The organism is Bacillus sp. NEAU-242-2, assembly GCF_027853835.1.
Taxonomy (GTDB): domain Bacteria; phylum Bacillota; class Bacilli; order Bacillales; family Bacillaceae; genus Bacillus; species Bacillus velezensis.
Genome location: NZ_JAPNNY010000002.1, coordinates 816,564 through 834,968, shown reverse-complemented (window position 1 = coordinate 834,968; position 18,405 = coordinate 816,564). Strand labels below are relative to the sequence as shown.

Genomic DNA, 18,405 nt, shown 5'->3' with positions numbered 1-18,405 from the left:
AGATGAAAAAAGCATTGGCAATCCTGGCCGTCTTGGCGGCCGCTGCCGTCATATACGGACTTCTCTTTTTTCATAATGATGTTACAGACAGATTTAATCCGTTTATTCACCAGCAAGATGTTTATGTACAGATTGATCGAGATGGCAAACATCTTAGCCCGGGCGGTACTGAGTATACATTAGACGGATATAACGCATCCGGGAAAAAAGAAGAAGTGACCTTTTTCGCCGGGAAAGACCTTCGGAAGAACGCGTATTTGAAGGTGAAGGCGAAAGGAAAGTATGTCGAGACCTGGGAAGAAGTCAGATTTGAAGATATGCCGGGCTCCGTACAGTCAAAATTAAAGTGAACATGAAAAACGGCACAGTGTCATGACTGTGCCGCTTTTTTTATTTTTTATTTTCTTCAGCCCGTTTGATCAGCATGTCGGTGATGATATCCATCTGTTTGCTGACGGCAATCGGGTCATACGGATAGAAGGTGTTGAAATCGTTGATAAAGACACGGTTGTTCTTTACGGCATCGAGATTTTTCCAAACGGATGACTCTTTCAGACGCTCAAATGTTTTGCTTTCTCCATTCGGATTGTAATCGGTAATGAACATATAATCAGCCGCATATTGAGGGATGACCTCTTGGGAAACCTGTTTCATGGCGCCCGTTTTCATGATGTCTTTTTCGATTTTGGCCGGCGCTTTCAATCCGAGCGCGTTATAAACGGCTTGGCCGCCGCGGCCGGAATTGTCATTAAAAATCCAGATTTCGCCTTTATCCGTCGTTTCATAAAGGCCGACTGTCTCGTCTTTGCCGATCACGTTTTTGAGGCGCTTTTGATCGGCTTCGGCCTTTTTGTTGAAGTCTGCCATAAAGCTTTTGGCTTTATCCTTCGCCCCGGCAATGTCGCCGAATAGGCTGACCGTATCTTTCGTATTCTTTGCGGTGTTAAAAGGAATGACAATCGTCGGTGCGATTTTCGATAGTTTCTCGTATTGGTCATCCTTCATCAGCACGATTAAATCAGGCTTCAGCTGCATCACTTTCTCCACATTGACGGGATTGCCGATGTCCGTGGTGTTTTTCAGCTGTTTTTTGATAAACGGATTTTTGAAAGCCCATGAGCCCGCCCCGACGACATTTGCGTCAACGGACAGCAGCTCACCTGCATAAAAGTCAGTGACGATCCGTTTCGGATGTGCGGGTATGTCAATATTTCCTTTTGTTGATTCATATGTACGCATGTCTGTCTTTCCTTTGCCTGATGCCGATCCGTTGTTTTCCTTCGCGCCGCTGCAAGCGCTTAATGCGAAAACAAGCAGAAGTGCCAGGCCGATCAGCCATGATTGTTTCTTCATAATGATCCCCCTATTTCAGTGATAATGATTATCATTATTAATATAGCAGGAAGACGTCATTCCGTCTATGTTTTTTATAGAAAACCTTCCTTGATTATCCATGTTATAGTAGTAAAGGAGGAGGAATGAATGTTGATTACGAAAAGAGGGACTTGGTGGGAAGTGCTGCACAGCTGGTGGCTGCTGCTGACTTTCGCGCCGTTTGGGCTGACCGCTTTCTTGGCCTTTTTCTATATCGGCTACCGGGCCAAGAACAAAAAATGGCTGAAATACGGACTTATCTATTTTATTATTTTAGCAATTGCTTTTGTTCTGCCGAGCACGCCGGGCGTGTATATCGTGCTGCCTTTATGGGTCATCTCCATCATCCACGGGCTGAAAGTGCGGGCGGCTTATTTAATACAGCTTGATGTGTTTAAACAAAACGTCGAAGCAAGAGCGTTTGAAGCGGTAAGGCATGAGGCGGAGGAAAAATTCGGCGGAAAACCCGCTCAACGCATTGATCTGACAAAACAGAGATAAAAACAAATGACAAAGCCGGTATCTCGCGCTTTGTCATTTGCATGACCGGCCTATTGCTGGTATGAATGCTGCTGAAACGGTGTGTGATGCTGTGTTTGCGGGAATGAAGAAACATTAGCGTTTGCCATCGGTGCAGGCATGTGTCCGCTTACTTCCTGCTGAAGCTGATTGCACACATTCACGATTTGCTGGCATTTCTGAATGGCCATTTCATGCCCCTGCAGCGCTTGCTGAATGGTATGAACGGCATGCTGTTCATGGTTAAGCATCTGCTGAAGCATTTGAATGTTTTGCTGTTCCTGCTGGAGCATTTGCTTGTACTGCTGACTGCTTTGCTGTGTCTGCTGAATAAGCTGCTGTGCTGTTTGGCGGCATTGCTGCAGCTGATTTCCGCTGTATTGGTTTTGATACATCATGAATACCTCCCGGAGTGATTGATTTTACACATTTATCATGTGAAAGAATAGGAGAGGCATTCATGCAAGAAGGGGATTCAAATATTTACCTGTTATGTACAGAGCGGAATACAAGGCTCGGGATGGCCTGTCGAGCTTTGTATTCCGGCCCTTTTTCTCAGAAGCCGCCTTCTGTAGCGTGAAAAGGAATATTGAGTCTGTTTTCGACTGCGCGCAGGCGCTGATTCAAACGGTTTAAGCGGCGGGTATGGATTTCAATGGACTGGCTCAGCCGTCTGATCTGCTCATTCATACGCGTGATTTCCCGGTTTTGGCGCTGGTCTTCTTGTGAGAGGCGGGTGAGCTCTCTCGTTTGCTGGGCGTTTTGTCTTTCAAGTTGGGCGACTCTCCGTTCTAAAGCCGTCGGCTGCCGCTCTTCAGACTGAGGGGGCGCATAATAATAGCTTTCCTGCTGCTGATACGGCTCATACTCAACGGGGCTCACTTCGTATTCCTGCTGCTGAGGGAAATAGGCAGATGGGGTGTAGTACTGATATGGGTTCATTCATCATTCTCCTTATCTAGTGAAGTCTTTATACACTATGTAGTCAATTGCACAGTGCCACGGCATCCGCCTAACTTACAGGCGTAAAAAAAGCTTCAAAAGAAGGTGATCATGTTGCGGAACATACGGATTTTCATCATGACGGTTCTTGTTATCGGATGCGTCATGATAACAGGCTGCTCGCAAAAGAAAGCAGACGAACCCCCTTTTTATTACGGGACATGGGATGCGGGGCTGAAACCGGGCCCGATGGACGGGGTCAGATCTGAAACCGTTACGTTTACGAAAGACAGCGTGCTGACAAAGCAGGTCATTAAAGGCCGCGGCGAGGTTCCCATGCCCTCAGATGTTTACAAGGTGGTCTCACAAAACACGGACGGAACGATCGAGATTGAATACCTCGGACATCCGCACCCCGTCAAAAGCACGTTGAAAAGAGGAAAAAACGATACGCTCATTTGGAAGATATACGGAGAAACAAAAACAATGACAAGAATAAAAACCGGCGGGGAGGATGCACATGAGAAATAAGGCTGCCGACAGACTCGTTTTGACGGGTGTCATCGTACATATCATTCAATGGTTTTCACTGTTATGGTTATTTTTTATGCTTTTTGATCAGTTCGGGCGTTTTACCATTTATAATCCCAATGTCGTCAACGGCAGCATGCAGTCTTTTTCATTCTTTGATATGATGCGCGCTCTTCTGTTTTCCGGCACGCTGCGGAATACGCTCCTGCTGTTTCTGTTTGCGGCGATGCTCATTTACTTATGGGTGAACGCTCTGTTTATCCTGCTGGAAATCGTTTCTTATATCATGATCAGGCGGAACAGCCGTTCATTATGGGCATACTTTCCCGCAGCGATGGGAATAAAGCTTGCCCTTCTGGACATAGCGGCCGTCCCTTTCTTTGCGGCGGGGCTGATGCTCTTGAAGCAGAAAACAGATGACGGCGGCGAACAAGCTGACAAGGGGAAAAGACGGCCCCGCATCCGGAGGCAGGCCCGGTATACGAAGAGAAGGCGGAGAAACTTGTCCGTTTGATTTTTCATTGAAACGAAAAAACGATATGATGAAAGCATAAGCAGAAAAGGATACAAAGGAGATGCAGGATGTACAAGTTAATCGCAATAGATATGGACGGAACACTATTAAACGATCATCATGAAGTGACGGCTGAAGTCCGCGGGGCGCTTGATGCCGCCAAAGCGGAAGGGGTCAATATCGTCCTGTGCACGGGACGGCCGATCGGCGGCGTGCGTCGGTATTTGGAAGAGCTGAATTTACAGGAAGAAGGCGACTTTGTGATTGCCTATAACGGCGCACTCGTCCAAAATACGTATACAAACGGTGTCGTGGCCGAGCAGTCATTAGGCTTTGAAGATTTGGAGTCGCTTTACGAGCTGAGCTTACAGCTGGATACCCCGATGCATTACTTTGACACAGCCAATCTGTACACGCCGAACCGGGATATCAGTGAATACACGGTTTACGAATCATATATCACGAAAGTGCCGCTTCATTTCCGCACGATCGATGAAGTGCCGAAGGATATTCTGATTCCGAAAGTCATGTTCATTGACGATCCGGACAAGCTGGAGAAAGCGATCGCTTCCATTCCGGAATCATTCAGGGAAACATACACAATGGTCAAAAGCGCGCCATTCTTCCATGAGATTCTTCACCCGAAAGTCAGTAAAGGAAACGCGGTCAAGCTGCTGGCCGAAAAACTCGGCATTGAACAGAAAGACGTCATGGCAATCGGCGATAACGGCAACGACATGTCCATGATTCAGTGGGCCGGCTGCGGTGTGGCAATGGCCAATGCCATCCCGGAAGTAAGGGAGATTGCTGATTTTGAAACGAAATCAAATAACGAACACGGCGTGGCGCATGCGATTCAGGAGCTTGTGCTGAAAAAATAGGCACCCCATCAGAGGGTGCTTTTTTACCGCGTGTTTTGGTGATATGATAAGCGGAGAGGGGAGGCGCGACATGGATCGTGAAAAACAGCAGCTCAGCATAGAAGCGGCAAAACTATATTATCAATCAGATTACAGCCAGCAGCAGATCGCCGAACGGCTTAATCTGTCACGCCCCACCGTTTCAAGGCTGCTTCAGTACGCAAAGGAAAAAGGGTATGTGCAAATTCGCGTCATGGACCCGTTTGAGGATCTGGACGAACTCGGCGCAAAGCTGGAAGAAAAATACGGGCTGCTTGAGGCGCACGTCGTCTTTTCTCCAAGCGACGATTACCAGGCCATTACACATTACTTAAGCCGCTATGGCGCAGACTATATGCATAAAACCGTAAAGGACGGCGATATACTCGGCGTAAGCTGGGGGACGACAATGTATCAGATCGCAAGCCGCATGGAGCCGAAGCAGGTAAAGAGCGTTGAAGTCGTGCAGCTGAAAGGCGGCATCAGTCATTCCAATGTCAATACGTATTCGTCAGAAACGATTCAGCTGTTCGCCGAAGCATTTCAGACCATGCCGAGGTATTTGCCGCTGCCGGTTATATTTGACAGCGCTGATGTGAAGCAGATGGTCGAGCGGGACAGGCATATTAAGCGGATCATTGAAATGGGCAGACAAGCCAATATCGCCCTGTTTACGGTCGGAACCGTCCGGGATGAGGCGCTGCTTTTCAGACTCGGCTATTTCCGGGAAGAAGAGAAACAATTGCTGAAAGCACGCGGAGTCGGCGATATTTGTTCGCGCTTTTTTGACGCGGAAGGCAGGATTTGCAGCAGCAGCATTAACGGCAGGACGATCGGAGTTGAGCTCAGCGACTTGAAAATGAAAGAGCGTTCGATTCTGGTGGCGGGCGGCAGCAGAAAATGCAAAGCCATTCACGGTGCCCTGAAAGGAAAGTACGCCAACGTTTTGATTACCGATCAGCATACGGCCAAAAAACTCATTCAAGAATTGTGACAATTCTTGAACATAATTTCAATTACCAATTTACATATGTTCAAAATTCGGTTATTCTAAACGTATCCTAGGAAAAAGGAAGTGCATACAATGTCAATTGCAAGTCAAATAGACCATACTGCTTTGAAACCGCATACACAAAAAGCGGATATTTTACAACTGATAAAAGAAGCAAAAGAATATAAATTCGCTTCCGTTTGTGTGAACCCGACTTGGGTCAAACTCGCAGCGGAGGAACTGAAGGGCACGGGAGTTGACGTTTGCACCGTTATCGGATTTCCTCTCGGCGCAACGACATCGGAAACAAAAGCATTTGAAACGAAGGATGCCATCTCAAAAGGAGCCACTGAGGTGGACATGGTCATCAATATCGGCGCATTAAAAGACGGCGATGATGAAGCGGTTGAAGCTGATATCCGCGCGGTAGTTGAAGCAGCTGATAAAAAAGCGCTCGTCAAAGTGATCATCGAAACATGCCTTTTGACAGATGAAGAAAAAGAGCGTGCGTGCCGCTTGGCGGTATCCGCAGGCGCCGATTTCGTCAAAACGTCTACCGGTTTTTCTACAGGCGGGGCAACGGCTGAAGATATCGCTCTCATGAGAAAAACAGTCGGACCGGACATCGGGGTCAAAGCATCAGGCGGCATCAGAACAAAAGCTGATGTTGACAGCATGATCGCTGCGGGCGCGAGCCGGATCGGCGCAAGTGCGGGCGTCTCTATCGTGAGCGGCGGAGACAGCGGCAGCAGCGACTATTAATCAGCAGTGCGGAAGCTGAAAGCTTCCGCCATCCTCTTTCTTTGTTGATGCATAAAAAATTGTAAGCGAATACAAATAAAAGGAGAACACATATGAAGTATCTCATCGGAATTATCGGAATCATTGTGTTTTTAGGTCTTGCCTGGCTTGCCAGCAACGGCAAAAAAAGAATCAGAATCCGGCCGATCGCCGTCATGCTCGTGCTGCAGCTGATTCTCGGTTATATTCTCCTCAACACCGGTATCGGGAATTTTCTTGTCGGCGGTTTTGCAAAAGGATTTAACTACTTGCTGGAATATGCATCAGAAGGGATTAACTTTGTATTCGGCGGGCTTGTGAATGCGAAACAGACGACGTTCTTCATGAGCGTGCTTCTGCCGATCGTCTTTATATCCGCTTTAATCGGAATTCTGCAGCATTGGAAGGTCCTCCCCTTTATCACGAAGTATATCGGACTTGCGTTAAGCAAGGTGAACGGAATGGGGAAAATCGAATCTTACAACGCTGTCGCATCCGCGATTTTAGGGCAATCAGAAGTCTTTATCAGTTTGAAAAAACAGCTCGGTTATCTTACTGAACAGCGCTTATACACGCTTTGCGCGTCCGCAATGTCGACGGTCTCAATGTCGATCGTCGGTTCTTACATGATGATGCTGAAGCCTGAATACGTCGTGACGGCGCTTGTGCTGAACTTATTCGGCGGATTTATCATCGCTTCTATCATCAACCCGTACACCGTCAGCAAAGAAGAGGATTTGATCGTCGTTCCTGAAGAAGAAAAGCAATCCTTTTTTGAAGTGCTCGGTGAGTATATAATGGATGGATTCAGAGTCGCCGTTGTCGTAGCGGCGATGCTGATCGGATTTGTCGCACTCATTGCCCTGGTCAACGGCGTTTTTAACGCGGTTTTCGGCATTACATTCCAGGCGCTGCTCGGATATGTATTCGCGCCGTTTGCGTTTTTAACCGGTATTCCGTGGAATGAAGCGGTGAGCGCCGGAAGCATTATGGCGACGAAAATGGTATCGAATGAATTTGTGGCGATGCAGACGCTCTCATCCGGCGATTTCCATTTCAGCGCGCATACACAGGCAGTGGTATCTGTATTCCTTGTCTCATTCGCGAATTTCTCCTCTATCGGGATCATTACCGGTGCGGTGAAAGGGCTGCATGAAAAACAAGGAAACGTCGTCGCGCGGTTCGGGCTGAAGCTGCTGTACGGCGCAACGCTCGTCAGCTTCCTGACAGCGGCGATCGTCGGATTGATTCACTGAACATAAATGAAGGACAGGTGATAGATCATGAGAATGGTAGATCTTATTGTAAAAAAACAAAATGGAAAAGAATTGACAACAGAAGAAATTCAATTTTTCGTAAAAGGATATACGGACGGAAGCATCCCTGATTACCAGGCAAGCGCCCTTGCTATGGCGATTTACTTTCAGGATATGACGGATCAGGAGCGCGCCGATCTGACAATGGCGATGGTCAATTCAGGGGAAACGATTGATCTCTCCGCCATTGAAGGCATTAAGGTCGACAAACACTCTACGGGCGGGGTCGGCGACACGACAACTCTCGTACTCGCTCCGCTCGTCGCGGCGCTCGGCGTTCCCGTCGCTAAAATGTCCGGCCGGGGCCTTGGCCATACGGGGGGAACCATTGATAAGCTGGAAGCGATCGAAGGCTTCCACGTGGAATTGTCAAAAGATGAATTCATCAAGCTTGTGAACCGCGACAAGGTAGCCGTCATCGGACAAAGCGGGAACTTGACGCCTGCCGATAAAAAGCTGTATGCGCTGCGTGATGTAACGGGTACGGTGAACTCCATCCCGCTGATCGCAAGCTCAATTATGAGTAAAAAAATCGCCGCCGGAGCAGATGCCATCGTGCTTGACGTCAAAACGGGAGCCGGCGCGTTTATGAAAACGGATGAAGACGCCGTGAACCTCGCCAAAGCAATGGTCCGCATCGGAAACAACGTCGGCCGCCAGACGATGGCCGTGATTTCTGACATGTCGCAGCCGCTCGGTTTTGCGATCGGGAATGCCCTGGAAGTACAAGAAGCCATTGATACATTAAGAGGGGAAGGGCCTGAAGACTTAAACGAACTCGTCCTCACGCTCGGCAGCCAAATGGTCGTATTGGCGAAAAAAGCTGAGACATTGGAAGAAGCGAGAACGAAGCTTCAGGAAGTCATGAAAAACGGCAAAGCGCTTGAAAAGTTCAAAGAGTTCCTGAGCAATCAGGGAGGAGACGCTTCCGTCGTTGACGAACCGTCCAAACTTCCGCAAGCGGCGTACAAAATTGACGTTCCGGCAAAAGAAGCGGGTGTCGTTTCAGAAATCGTCGCTGACGAAATCGGTGTCGCAGCGATGCTGTTAGGCGCGGGACGTGCGACAAAAGAGGACGAAATCGACCTAGCCGTCGGTATTATGCTCCGCAAAAAAGTCGGTGACAAAGTTGAAAAAGGCGAGCCGCTCGTCACCCTTTACGCCAACCGCGAAAACGTTGACGACGTGACCGCCAAAGTCTATGACAACATCCGCATCTCAGAAAAAGCGGCAGCGCCGAAACTGATTCATACGCTGATTACGGAATAACAGAAGAAAGGCACATACCTCATCAGTATGCGCCTTTTTTTTATGGCATGGTTTTATCCAAATGAATGTCACGGACGGATTGTTTCGGCTGTTTCTTTCTCAAAAAACGAATGAGATAGCACAGGATCATACAAGGAATTCCGCAGAAGAGGGCGATTCTTTGATTGGGATCAAATGCAAGGCCTACGCATGAAGCGAAACATAAGATCACAGCGGCGATCGGAACGAGAGGGTATAACGGTGTGCGGAAGGTCAGATCCGCGACGCGTCCGCCGTTTTTCACATAATGTTTTCGAAATAACAGCTGAGACAGGGCGATGCTCATCCACACCACGACGCCGGCAAATCCGGCTATTGCCACGAGCACTACGTAGACCGTGCCCGGGGCGGCGATGCTTGAGATCAAGGATATGCAGGAAACGGCCATGCTGGCGAGCAGGGCATTCAGCGGAATGCCTTTCGGCGTGACTTTTTTGAACCGGGCGCTGATCATGTTTTCATTCGCAAGAGACCACAGCATCCGGGTGGAAGCATACAGTCCGGAGTTGGCGACCGAAAGCAAAGCCGTTAAAATCACGAAGTTCATGATATCTGCGGCGTATGGGATACCGATCTGGGAAAAGACCGCGACAAACGGACTTTCAATCACACCGGCTTCCTTCCAGGAGATCAGTCCGGACAGCACAAAAATGGCGCCGATAAAAAAGATGACCGTTCTCCAGGCGACATTTCGGATCGAACGCGGAATATCTTTTGCCGGATTGGCGGTTTCACCCGCTGTAATTCCGATCAGCTCCGTCCCTGAAAAGGCAAAGCTTACGGAAATCATTGCGATGAAAACCGCAAGAAAGCCGTTCGGAAACAGTCCGCCGTGTGAGGTGAAATTCGACAGCATCGGAGCTTCACCCGAACCGTGCAATGAAATCAAACCGAACATCGCGGCGCCGCCTAAGATGATAAATAAAAGGATGGTGACGATTTTGACGCTGGAAAACCAAAACTCTGTTTCTGCAAACAATTTAACGGAGAATGCATTGGCGGCAAAAAGGAGAGCCGCGAAAATCGCGCTCCACATCCAGACGCTGCTGTGGGGAAACCAGCGCTGCATGAGGATACCGGAAGCTGTAAACTCCGATCCTACCGTCACCACCCAATTCACCCAATACATGATACCGACCATAAACCCCGTGGACGGCCCGATAAACGTTGTCGCATACGTTTGAAATGAACCGGTCACAGGCATGGCTACTGACAATTCTCCGAGACACTGCATGACAAGATACATCATCAAGCCGCCGATCAGGTAAGCGGCGATCGTCCCGCCCGGCCCGGCCTGGCTCAATGTATACCCTGTGCTCAAAAACAGCCCCGTGCCGATGACCCCTCCCAATGAAATCATAAATAAGTGCCTGCTTTTCATCGTGCGCTTTAGTTGATTGCCGCCTTGATCAACATCCATCGTGATCTCCCCCTTTTTGCGTGGCATGAGAATCTTCCGGCAGCCGAGAGCACGCGTGCCGGGTTTGACTTTAACGTGACAATTTAAATCCCTTCAATGCATGTAAAATGACGTGTGCGGCTGCCCGGCTTGTCATATCGCGAAAATCAAGTGTCGGATCAACCTCAACGATCTCAATGCCCGAGATGTCAGCCTCCTGGGCTAAATACCTGACCGCCTGAAGCAGTTCCTCGGTATACAGGCCTCCGGGGCCGATCGCAGGACAGCCGGGCGCATGAGCTTGATCCAGCACATCCATATCAACCGAAATAAAAATGGCGTCGGCTCTTTTTTGAACGGCCGGCAAAGTGTCTTGTATCGTTCGGAGAAGCCCTTTCTCCCGGATCATCTCCATTGTATGCACGTCTGCCTGACGTTCTTTTACATATTGTTCGTATGCCAAGCTGTTGCTGAACTCCCTGATTCCAAGCTGAATCAGGTTTTGTCCGCTTATGATGTTTTCATCTAACAGACGGCGGAACGGCGTGCCGTTTGTCGGTCCTCCGTCTTCTGTGTTGCGGACATCGTGGTGGGCGTCGAATTGAAAGACGGCCGTTGTTCCTTTCGTTTCCGCAATGGCTTTAATGGCGGAATAACTGATGGAGTTGTCGCCGCCGAGAATGACGGGCACCCAGTCAGGCTGGTCCGTCAGAATATCATAAATGGTCCGATAAATGTGTTCGTGAGATTTGACGACATCCGTGACGTGAATCTGAATATCGCCGATATCGTACAGATGGTCAATGACATGCTCCCGCAGCTCCGCGGAATATGCGGAAATGCCGCCGAGCGCCCGGCGGATCGCACCGGGTGCAAAGCAGGCGCCGGAATGGCTGATTGACGACTTAGAAAGCGGAACGCCGATCAAAGCCGGCCCTTTGATCGTTTGTCCCGCCCATGCTTCCGTCACATCGCCGATCCTTGTCACATGGCGGTCGTTGAAGAGGGAGCCGGCTTTTTGCAGAAACGGATACTTATCCAAGAGCGGCTCCCTCCCTTGAAACGACCGTCTTTCCGTTCTTGATGACACGGCGGACATGATTGACGCCGTAATGATACGGGATATACATGTAATTCGGCGCTTCCCAAATGACAATGTCAGCCGCCCGTCCGGCTTTAATTTGTCCGGCCTCTTCGCCTTTTCCGATCGCATACGCAGCGTTAACGGTGACAGCGTGCCAGATTTCTTCTGCGGTCATTTTTAAATGAAGCGCGGCAATCGACATAATGAGCTGGAGATTTTCCGTCGGTGAGCTGCCCGGGTTGAAGTCAGTCGCCAAACTGACCCGTACGCCCGCATCAATCATCTCCCGGGCTCTCGCATAAGTGTGTTTTCCGAGATAGAAAGTCGTGCCCGGCAGCAGGACGGCGATTGTTCCGGACTCCGCCAGCTTTTCGATGCCTGCGTCAGACGCCCCCACCAAATGATCGGCAGAAACAGCATGCAGCTCTGCCGCCAATTCCGCGCCGCCGAGCGGGTCAATCTCATCAGCATGAATTTTCAAGCCGAAACCAGCTTCAGCCGCCTTTTTCAGGTAGTCCCGTGACTGGCTGACGGTAAAGACGCCTGTTTCTGTGAAAATATCGGCAAATTGCGCAAGGCCTTTTTCTTTTATGTCAGGCAAAAGCTGCAGCATGCGATTCAGAAATTCGTCAGGGCTGTTCCGGTACTCAGGCGGAATGGCGTGTGCTCCCATAAAGGTCGTGACGAGGTCGACCGGCTGGCGCTCACCCAGTTTTTTCGCCGCGGTCAGCTGTTTCAGCTCCGTGTCTTTGTCGAGTCCGTACCCGCTTTTTACTTCCGCGGTCGTGATGCCGTATGACAGCATGCGTCCGAGGTGAAAAAGCCCTTTTTCAATCAGTTCTTCTTCGGAGGCGGCTTTCGTGTCTTTGACCGTTGACAAAATACCGCCGCCTTGCGCCAGAATATCCAAATAAGACATACCCTGAATTTTTAAATTCAGTTCTTTTTCGCGGGACCCTCCGAATACAAGATGGGTATGGGGATCGACGAGGCCGGGGGTGACGAGCCGTCCCCCGCAGTCGATAATGTCTCTTGCCTCGTATCCTTTCTCCGCTCCTTGATGTCCGGCAAAAACAATGCGCCCGTCGTGAACGCCGATGACGGCATCTTCCGTGACTTGAAGATCCTGCATGCTTCCGCCTGATCGGGGGCCGCCGGATTCCATCGTCAGCAGCTGGCCGATGTTGGTGAGTATGGTATCTATTTGTTTCGGCATGTTACCGCTCCTTTTTCATCGGTATCATAATGTCTTGTTCCTCGGCGACTTGAACCGCTTTTTCATAACCTGCGTCCGCATGGCGGATGATGCCCATTCCCGGATCGCTTGTCAGAACGCGGGAAAGCCGTTGTTCCGCAAGGATGCTGCCGTCAGCGACCGCGACCATTCCCGCGTGAAGGGAATACCCCATGCCGACGCCCCCGCCGTGGTGAAAAGAAACCCAGCTTGCGCCTGATGCCGTGTTGATCAGCGCGTTCAGCACCGCCCAATCGCCGACCGCGTCGCTTCCGTCTTTCATCGCTTCTGTTTCCCGATTCGGAGAGGCGACAGATCCGCAGTCTAAATGGTCTCTTCCGATGACAATCGGGGCTTTCAGCTCGCCGTTTCTGACCAATTCATTGATGGCGAGCCCCATCTTTTCCCGTTCACCGTAGCCGAGCCAGCAAATACGGGACGGCAGGCCTTGGAACGTGACTTTTTTCTGCGCCATGTCAATCCAGCGGTGAAGGGCTTGATTTTCTGGAAACAGCTCTTTTAATAAAGTGTCCGTGCGGTATATATCTTCAGGGTCACCGGACAGCGCGGCCCAGCGGAACGGCCCTTTTCCTTCACAAAATAAAGGCCGGATGTAGGCGGGAACGAATCCCGGAAAATCAAAAGCATCGGCGAGTCCCTCATCTTTGGCAGCCTGGCGGATATTGTTGCCGTAATCAAAGACGACGGCACCTTTTTTCTTGAAGGCGAGCATGGCTTCCACATGCTTTTTCATACTCTGCTTGGAAAGCCTTACGTATAAATCAGGCTGATCCCGGCGCAGGCGGTCGGCCTCCTCAAGTGAGTATCCTGCCGGAATATAGCCGATCAGCGGGTCGTGAGCGGAAGTCTGATCGGTCACGATGTCAATATGGACGCCGCGGTTCAAAAGCTCATGATGCACCTCTGCCGCATTGCCGAGAAGGCCGATCGATAAAGGTTCTCCGGCTTGTCTGGCTGTTTCGGCCCAGCGCAGCGCTTCGTCAATTGATGCGGTTTTCCGGTCGCAATAGTTTGTTTCTATCCGTTTATCAATCCGTGTTTCATCCGCTTCAACGGCGATGACGACGCCATCATTCATCGTGACGGACAGCGGCTGGGCGCCTCCCATTCCGCCAAGTCCGGCCGTCAGCGTAAGGGTTCCTTTCAGACTGCCGCCGAAATGCTGTCTCGCAAGCTCCGCAAAGGTTTCATAGGTGCCTTGCAAAATACCTTGTGAACCGATATAAATCCAGCTGCCGGCGGTCATTTGCCCGTACATCATCAGTCCTTTTTTCTCGAGGTCATGGAAATGCTCCCAATCCGCCCATTTCGGCACGAGGACCGAATTAGCCAGCAGGACGCGGGGCGCGCGGCTGTGCGTGCGGAACAGTCCGACCGGTTTTCCGGATTGGATCAGCAGTGTTTCATCATCTTTTAACGTTTTGAGGGAGCGCTCAATCGCGTGAAAAGCATCCCAGTTTCGCGCGGCCTTGCCTATGCCGCCGTATACGATCAGATCCTCCGGCTTTTCGGCAACCTCCGGGTCAAGGTTGTTTCGGAGCATGCGGAGCACGGCTTCCTGCTCCCATCCTAAGCATTCAAGTTCGGTGCCGCGGCCGGCGCGGATTGATTTCTTTACATCAGTCATCTTGTAAGTCCTCCTTCATTGGTCATCAGTTTTTGGTGATGCTCATTCGGCAGAAAAGACTCCTTCTTCAGCCAGTCACTCAGATGTTCGATGTCATAAGAAAACACGCGGTCTTCTTGTATGGACGGCACGATGTTTCTCATTTCGAGATAGAGCTGTTTTGTGTACGAGGCGCAATGTTCCGCACCCCGGTATTCCACGGCCTGCAGCGCGCAAATGGCTTCAACGGCAAGCACCCGTCTCGTATTCGCGATGATCTGGTAGGCGTGCCTTGAGGCGATGGTTCCCATGCTGACGTGATCCTCCTGGTTTGCCGATGAAGGAATGGAATCGACACTGGCGGGATGGGCCAGGGTTTTATTTTCTGACACGAGGGAGGCCGCCGCATATTGCATGATCATCGCTCCGGATTGTAAGCCGGGCTGAGGGCTCAGAAAGGGCGGCAGGTCATTCAGCTGCGGATTCACAAGCCGTTCGATACGGCGTTCAGAAATATTCGCAAGCTCGGCCGCCGCCACTTTGAGAAAATCCATGGCAAAGGCGATCGGCTGTCCGTGAAAGTTTCCGCCCGAGATGATTTTGGCGCCGTCTTCGAAAATGAGCGGGTTATCTGTCGCGGCATTCATCTCAATTTCTAATTTTTCTTTTACATACGCTAATGTCTGCCATGATGCGCCGTGGACCTGAGGGATACAGCGGATCGAATAGGCGTCCTGGACACGCAGCTCCCCTTGGACGGTCGTCAGCTTGCTGTCTGACAAGTAATAGCGGATTCGCTCTGCGACATCCATCTGTTCCTGATATCCGCGGGCGGCATGAATGTCCTCGTCGAACGCATCGATAATGCCCTGAAGGCCTTCGATCGTTAAGCTCGCGATCCGTTCCGACTGATAGGCCAGCTTTTCGGCCTCGAGGTAAGCGATCAGTCCCATCGCGGTCATGGCCTGCGTTCCGTTGATCAGCGCGAGCCCTTCTTTAGAGGTCAGGACGGCCGGCTGAAGGTTTGTCTTTTCTAAAGCATGAGCAGCCGGCATCCGGGCCCCTTCGTAAAAGACTTCGCCTTGCCCGATAAGCGCCAGTGCAAGATGAGAAAGCGGCGCCAAATCTCCGCTCGCCCCCAGTGACCCTTGCTGCGGGATGACCGGGTGAATGCGATGATTGAGAAACGCGAGCAGTTGATCAATCAGCTCAGTCCGTACGCCGGAAAAGCCTTTCAGCAGGGCATTGGCGCGCAAAAGCAGCATGGCCCGCGATACAGATTCCGGAAACGGATCACCGACGCCGCACGCGTGAGAAAGAATCAGATTCAGCTGCAGATCCGCGGCGTCTTCTTTTTGAATCAGCACATCGCTGAACTTGCCGAACCCCGTCGTAATCCCGTAAATGGTCTTCTCTTCTTGAACGATCCGTTCAACCGCCGCCCTGCTTTTTTTCACACGTTCCATGCTTTCGGCAGATGCTTGAACCTCTTCAAAATCAAACAGCACACGCTGGGCATCTGCGGTTGTCAGTGAGGAACCGTCTAACGTTACCATCATTTCAACCCCTTTTTCTTTACTTTGGTAAAGCGCCCATACAAAAAGGAGCTATGCCATGAAAATGATATTTCACGCATAGCCCCCTATCATCTGAAATCTATGGGCTGATTCATATGTGATTAATTCCGACTCCGAATGTTTCGTGCTCAAGCCCCTTAATCGGAGCTCCGATCGTGCCGTAAAGGGAAACGGCGATCCAATCGCCTTCCGCCTCGCTTTCATACGGATTTCCCCGCAAGACGGCAAACTTCAGGCCCACGGTACGAAGCAGCGAGCCAAGCAGCATTTCGCCCCGCGTCACTCCGTGCAAAGCTTCCATTGTGGCATGATACAGCGCATGTGATTCGCGATAACCCTCAGATTGAATGACGCCGCTCTTTTTGGAAGCGGTTTCAATTGCAGCTACCACCTTATGCGCATCCATTGAACCCACCCTGCCGAGACAGACTTTCCAGCCGTCCCGTTCCAGCCGGCTGATCTGCTGGTTTTCTTCAGTCTCATGAAGCAGAAGAAGGACGGACAATCGCCCGATGCGGCGGTCTTTGTGTAAGGTCATATATGCTTCACTCAATTCTTAAATATTCTGATAACTAGTAACTGTTTTTTATATTAAGTGTTTGCGAATCAGAAGTCAAAACTTTTTTTCCAGTCTTTCACAAATCAGATTGCTATTGTATTAAAGCGGTACATCGGGAAGCCGGCGCTGTTGATCACATATTTCCGCCATCCGCGTCATAAAATGGAGCGTTGTCTTGAAAGCGTTTTAAGAAAAGAAGAGAGCGAGGAGATTTCAGAAAATGAAAACCAGTTTCTTTCGTGTGTGTCTGGTCTCAGCAGCAGTTATCGGGTTCACTCTGCCGCAGGCAAAAGCCCAGCATCCCGTTTTTTCAGAGGTCAGCGTGCATGATCCGTCCGTCATCAAAACAGGCGATACATACTATGTATTCGGCTCGCATTTGGCTTCCGCCAAGTCGAAAAACCTGATGCAGTGGCAGCAACTGTCTTCAAGCGTCAATCCCAATAATCCCTTGATCCCGAACGTCTACTCCGAATTAAAAGAGACATTCGACTGGGCCCAGTCTGATACGCTGTGGGCGCCGGATGTGGCTCAGCTGGCTGACGGGAAATATTACATGTACTATAACGCCTGTAAAGGAGACTCGCCGCGATCCGCTCTCGGTGTCGCCGTGAGTGACAAAATCGAAGGACCCTACAAAAACAAAGGCATCTTTTTGAAATCAGGCATGGAAGGAAAAAGCGAAGACGGCACGACGTATCATGCAAACGTTCACCCGAACGTCGTAGATCCGCAAACGTTTTTTGACCATAAAGGCAAGCTCTGGATTGTGTACGGCTCTTACTCCGGGGGGATTTTTATACTGGAAATGAATCCGAAAACCGGTTTCCCGCTCCCGAACCAAGGCTACGGAAAAAAACTGCTCGGCGGAAATCACAGCAGAATCGAAGGCCCGTACATCAGCTACAATCCGGAAACGAAATATTACTATCTGTATCTGTCATTCGGCGGACTTGACACAGCCGGCGGCTACAATATGCGTGTGGCGCGCTCTAAAAATCCGGACGGTCCGTACTATGACGCCGCAGGCCATAACATGCTTGACGCCAAAGGAAAAGACGGCAGTTTCTTCGATGACAAAGCAATTGAACCGTACGGGGTCAAACTCATGGGCGGCTACAGCTTCGCCTCACAATCTGAAAAAGGCACGGGCTACGTTTCACCGGGACACAACTCCGTGTTTTACGACGGGAAAACGAAACGATCATACCTCATTTTCCACACCCGTTTCCCGAACAGAGGCGAAGAGCACGAAGTCAGAGTGCATCGGCTGTACATGAACAAAGACGGATGGCCCGTTGCAGCGCCGTACCGCTACGCGGGAGAACCGGATACACACATATCGGCAGCCGCCGCATCCGGAGCCTACAAACTCATCCAGCACGGAAAAGACATTACAGCTACGATCAAAACCCCAAAAACCATCCGGCTTAACAACGACGGCACCATTTCCGGGGAAATGACCGGAACCTGGACAATAACCGACAGCAGCAAAGCCCGAATCAACCTGAACGGCACACATTATGACGGTGTCTTCCTGCAAGAATGGGACTCAGCGAGAGAGAAGGAAGTTGTGACGTTTAGTGTGCTGAGCGGTGATGGGGAGGCTGTTTGGGGAGTGAAGTGAAAAAGCACCTACTCCAGTTTGGAGGGTGCTTTTTTCTTGCTAATTAGGAGAATGACCTTCTATTGCTTTTAATAAACCATTTGAATTATGATGGACTCAACCTCTATCGTTTACAGTGAACAGT

At 50.3% G+C, this 18,405-nt stretch carries 19 protein-coding genes; 10 read left to right on the top strand and 9 right to left on the bottom strand.

Going from position 1 to position 18,405, the window contains the following annotated elements; genetic code table 11:
* Nucleotides 1-2 precede the first annotated feature (2 nt).
* A complete protein-coding gene (locus tag OWN49_RS09235; RefSeq protein WP_004393256.1) occupies nt 3-350 on the top strand; it encodes a YxeA family protein in 348 nt (115 codons plus the stop codon).
* Between the two features lie 40 nt (nt 351-390).
* Here the strand turns inward: OWN49_RS09235 and OWN49_RS09230 are convergent, their stop codons facing one another.
* Entirely contained in the window at nt 391-1,353 is a 963-nt protein-coding gene (locus tag OWN49_RS09230; RefSeq protein ID WP_004393259.1) for an iron-hydroxamate ABC transporter substrate-binding protein, read from the bottom strand.
* 129 nt (nt 1,354-1,482) lie between these two features.
* Here OWN49_RS09230 and OWN49_RS09225 point away from each other — a divergent pair, with 129 nt between their 5' ends.
* Complete coding sequence (locus OWN49_RS09225; protein WP_004393261.1) at nt 1,483-1,875, top strand: hypothetical protein; 393 nt, start codon at nt 1,483-1,485, stop codon at nt 1,873-1,875.
* 50 nt (nt 1,876-1,925) lie between these two features.
* Here OWN49_RS09225 and OWN49_RS09220 read toward each other — a convergent pair whose 3' ends face one another.
* Both OWN49_RS09220 and OWN49_RS09215 read right to left on the bottom strand, forming a co-directional pair.
* A complete protein-coding gene (locus OWN49_RS09220; protein WP_060673804.1) occupies nt 1,926-2,288 on the bottom strand; it encodes a hypothetical protein in 363 nt (120 codons plus the stop codon).
* A 160-nt stretch (nt 2,289-2,448) separates the two neighbouring features.
* A complete protein-coding gene (locus OWN49_RS09215; protein ID WP_004393267.1) occupies nt 2,449-2,835 on the bottom strand; it encodes a hypothetical protein in 387 nt (128 codons plus the stop codon).
* A gap of 111 nt (nt 2,836-2,946) precedes the next feature.
* On the opposite strand from OWN49_RS09215, the gene OWN49_RS09210 reads away from it, so the two are divergent.
* The 7 genes from OWN49_RS09210 to OWN49_RS09180 all read left to right on the top strand — a co-directional run bounded on the left by OWN49_RS09210 (nt 2,947) and on the right by OWN49_RS09180 (nt 9,135).
* Nucleotides 2,947-3,366 (top strand): DUF3255 family protein, encoded by a 420-nt coding sequence (locus tag OWN49_RS09210; RefSeq protein WP_015387486.1) that lies wholly within the window; start codon nt 2,947-2,949, stop codon nt 3,364-3,366.
* On the top strand, nt 3,356-3,880 hold the full coding sequence (locus tag OWN49_RS09205) for a hypothetical protein (protein WP_014306122.1): 525 nt from the start codon (nt 3,356-3,358) through the stop codon (nt 3,878-3,880). The genes OWN49_RS09210 and OWN49_RS09205 overlap by 11 nt, the downstream gene beginning before the upstream one ends.
* Before the next feature lie 68 nt (nt 3,881-3,948).
* Nucleotides 3,949-4,761 (top strand): sugar-phosphatase, encoded by an 813-nt coding sequence (yidA, locus tag OWN49_RS09200; RefSeq protein WP_071392479.1) that lies wholly within the window; start codon nt 3,949-3,951, stop codon nt 4,759-4,761.
* 70 nt (nt 4,762-4,831) lie between these two features.
* A complete protein-coding gene (locus tag OWN49_RS09195) occupies nt 4,832-5,773 on the top strand; it encodes a sugar-binding transcriptional regulator (RefSeq protein WP_025650021.1) in 942 nt (313 codons plus the stop codon).
* Nucleotides 5,774-5,863: 90 nt separating this feature from the next.
* On the top strand, nt 5,864-6,532 hold the full coding sequence (gene deoC / locus OWN49_RS09190) for a deoxyribose-phosphate aldolase (RefSeq protein WP_004393277.1): 669 nt from the start codon (nt 5,864-5,866) through the stop codon (nt 6,530-6,532).
* Nucleotides 6,533-6,624: 92 nt separating this feature from the next.
* Nucleotides 6,625-7,806, top strand: coding sequence for a NupC/NupG family nucleoside CNT transporter (locus tag OWN49_RS09185; protein ID WP_004393280.1), 1,182 nt, complete (start codon nt 6,625-6,627; stop codon nt 7,804-7,806).
* A 27-nt stretch (nt 7,807-7,833) separates the two neighbouring features.
* The gene (locus tag OWN49_RS09180) at nt 7,834-9,135 is read left to right on the top strand and encodes a pyrimidine-nucleoside phosphorylase (protein WP_102422091.1); all 1,302 of its coding nucleotides are present in this window, start codon (nt 7,834-7,836) and stop codon (nt 9,133-9,135) included.
* A 40-nt stretch (nt 9,136-9,175) separates the two neighbouring features.
* On the opposite strand, the gene OWN49_RS09175 is transcribed toward OWN49_RS09180, so the two are convergent.
* The 6 genes from OWN49_RS09175 to hutP form a co-directional block, all read right to left on the bottom strand.
* Nucleotides 9,176-10,594 carry an amino acid permease gene (locus tag OWN49_RS09175; RefSeq protein ID WP_004393284.1) on the bottom strand — a complete coding sequence of 473 codons (1,419 nt, stop codon included), beginning with the start codon at nt 10,592-10,594 and terminating at the stop codon, nt 9,176-9,178.
* Between the two features lie 70 nt (nt 10,595-10,664).
* Nucleotides 10,665-11,615 carry a formimidoylglutamase gene (gene hutG / locus OWN49_RS09170; RefSeq protein WP_176283610.1) on the bottom strand — a complete coding sequence of 317 codons (951 nt, stop codon included), beginning with the start codon at nt 11,613-11,615 and terminating at the stop codon, nt 10,665-10,667.
* Nucleotides 11,608-12,873 carry an imidazolonepropionase gene (gene hutI, locus OWN49_RS09165; protein ID WP_071392476.1) on the bottom strand — a complete coding sequence of 422 codons (1,266 nt, stop codon included), beginning with the start codon at nt 12,871-12,873 and terminating at the stop codon, nt 11,608-11,610. Before hutI ends, hutG begins: the two co-directional genes overlap by 8 nt.
* Before the next feature lies 1 nt (nt 12,874).
* Nucleotides 12,875-14,539, bottom strand: a complete 1,665-nt coding sequence (gene hutU, locus OWN49_RS09160; protein ID WP_176283609.1) for a urocanate hydratase — start codon at nt 14,537-14,539, stop codon at nt 12,875-12,877.
* Nucleotides 14,536-16,074, bottom strand: coding sequence for a histidine ammonia-lyase (gene hutH / locus OWN49_RS09155; protein ID WP_004393290.1), 1,539 nt, complete (start codon nt 16,072-16,074; stop codon nt 14,536-14,538). Before hutH ends, hutU begins: the two co-directional genes overlap by 4 nt.
* A gap of 112 nt (nt 16,075-16,186) precedes the next feature.
* Complete coding sequence (gene hutP / locus OWN49_RS09150; RefSeq protein ID WP_004393292.1) at nt 16,187-16,633, bottom strand: hut operon transcriptional regulator HutP; 447 nt, start codon at nt 16,631-16,633, stop codon at nt 16,187-16,189.
* Nucleotides 16,634-16,874: 241 nt separating this feature from the next.
* Here hutP and OWN49_RS09145 point away from each other — a divergent pair, with 241 nt between their 5' ends.
* Complete coding sequence (locus OWN49_RS09145) at nt 16,875-18,281, top strand: glycoside hydrolase family 43 protein (RefSeq protein WP_176283608.1); 1,407 nt, start codon at nt 16,875-16,877, stop codon at nt 18,279-18,281.
* The last annotated feature ends 124 nt before the right edge of the window (nt 18,282-18,405 follow it).

Excerpts from the sequence above, each read along its gene's own strand:
- OWN49_RS09215 (WP_004393267.1), bottom strand. The coding sequence starts at position 2,835 with ATGAACCCATATCAGTACTACACCCCATCTGCCTATTTCCCTCAGCAG.
- OWN49_RS09185 (WP_004393280.1), top strand. The coding sequence starts at position 6,625 with ATGAAGTATCTCATCGGAATTATCGGAATCATTGTGTTTTTAGGTCTT.
- OWN49_RS09235 (WP_004393256.1), top strand. The coding sequence starts at position 3 with ATGAAAAAAGCATTGGCAATCCTGGCCGTCTTGGCGGCCGCTGCCGTC.
- OWN49_RS09175 (WP_004393284.1), bottom strand. The coding sequence starts at position 10,594 with ATGGATGTTGATCAAGGCGGCAATCAACTAAAGCGCACGATGAAAAGC.
- yidA (WP_071392479.1), top strand. The coding sequence starts at position 3,949 with ATGTACAAGTTAATCGCAATAGATATGGACGGAACACTATTAAACGAT.
- OWN49_RS09205 (WP_014306122.1), top strand. The coding sequence starts at position 3,356 with ATGAGAAATAAGGCTGCCGACAGACTCGTTTTGACGGGTGTCATCGTA.
- OWN49_RS09220 (WP_060673804.1), bottom strand. The coding sequence starts at position 2,288 with ATGTATCAAAACCAATACAGCGGAAATCAGCTGCAGCAATGCCGCCAA.
- hutU (WP_176283609.1), bottom strand. The coding sequence starts at position 14,539 with ATGACTGATGTAAAGAAATCAATCCGCGCCGGCCGCGGCACCGAACTT.
- hutI (WP_071392476.1), bottom strand. The coding sequence starts at position 12,873 with ATGCCGAAACAAATAGATACCATACTCACCAACATCGGCCAGCTGCTG.
- deoC (WP_004393277.1), top strand. The coding sequence starts at position 5,864 with ATGTCAATTGCAAGTCAAATAGACCATACTGCTTTGAAACCGCATACA.
- hutP (WP_004393292.1), bottom strand. The coding sequence starts at position 16,633 with ATGACCTTACACAAAGACCGCCGCATCGGGCGATTGTCCGTCCTTCTT.
- OWN49_RS09210 (WP_015387486.1), top strand. The coding sequence starts at position 2,947 with ATGTTGCGGAACATACGGATTTTCATCATGACGGTTCTTGTTATCGGA.
- OWN49_RS09230 (WP_004393259.1), bottom strand. The coding sequence starts at position 1,353 with ATGAAGAAACAATCATGGCTGATCGGCCTGGCACTTCTGCTTGTTTTC.
- hutH (WP_004393290.1), bottom strand. The coding sequence starts at position 16,074 with ATGGTAACGTTAGACGGTTCCTCACTGACAACCGCAGATGCCCAGCGT.
- OWN49_RS09180 (WP_102422091.1), top strand. The coding sequence starts at position 7,834 with ATGAGAATGGTAGATCTTATTGTAAAAAAACAAAATGGAAAAGAATTG.
- OWN49_RS09195 (WP_025650021.1), top strand. The coding sequence starts at position 4,832 with ATGGATCGTGAAAAACAGCAGCTCAGCATAGAAGCGGCAAAACTATAT.
- OWN49_RS09145 (WP_176283608.1), top strand. The coding sequence starts at position 16,875 with ATGAAAACCAGTTTCTTTCGTGTGTGTCTGGTCTCAGCAGCAGTTATC.
- OWN49_RS09225 (WP_004393261.1), top strand. The coding sequence starts at position 1,483 with ATGTTGATTACGAAAAGAGGGACTTGGTGGGAAGTGCTGCACAGCTGG.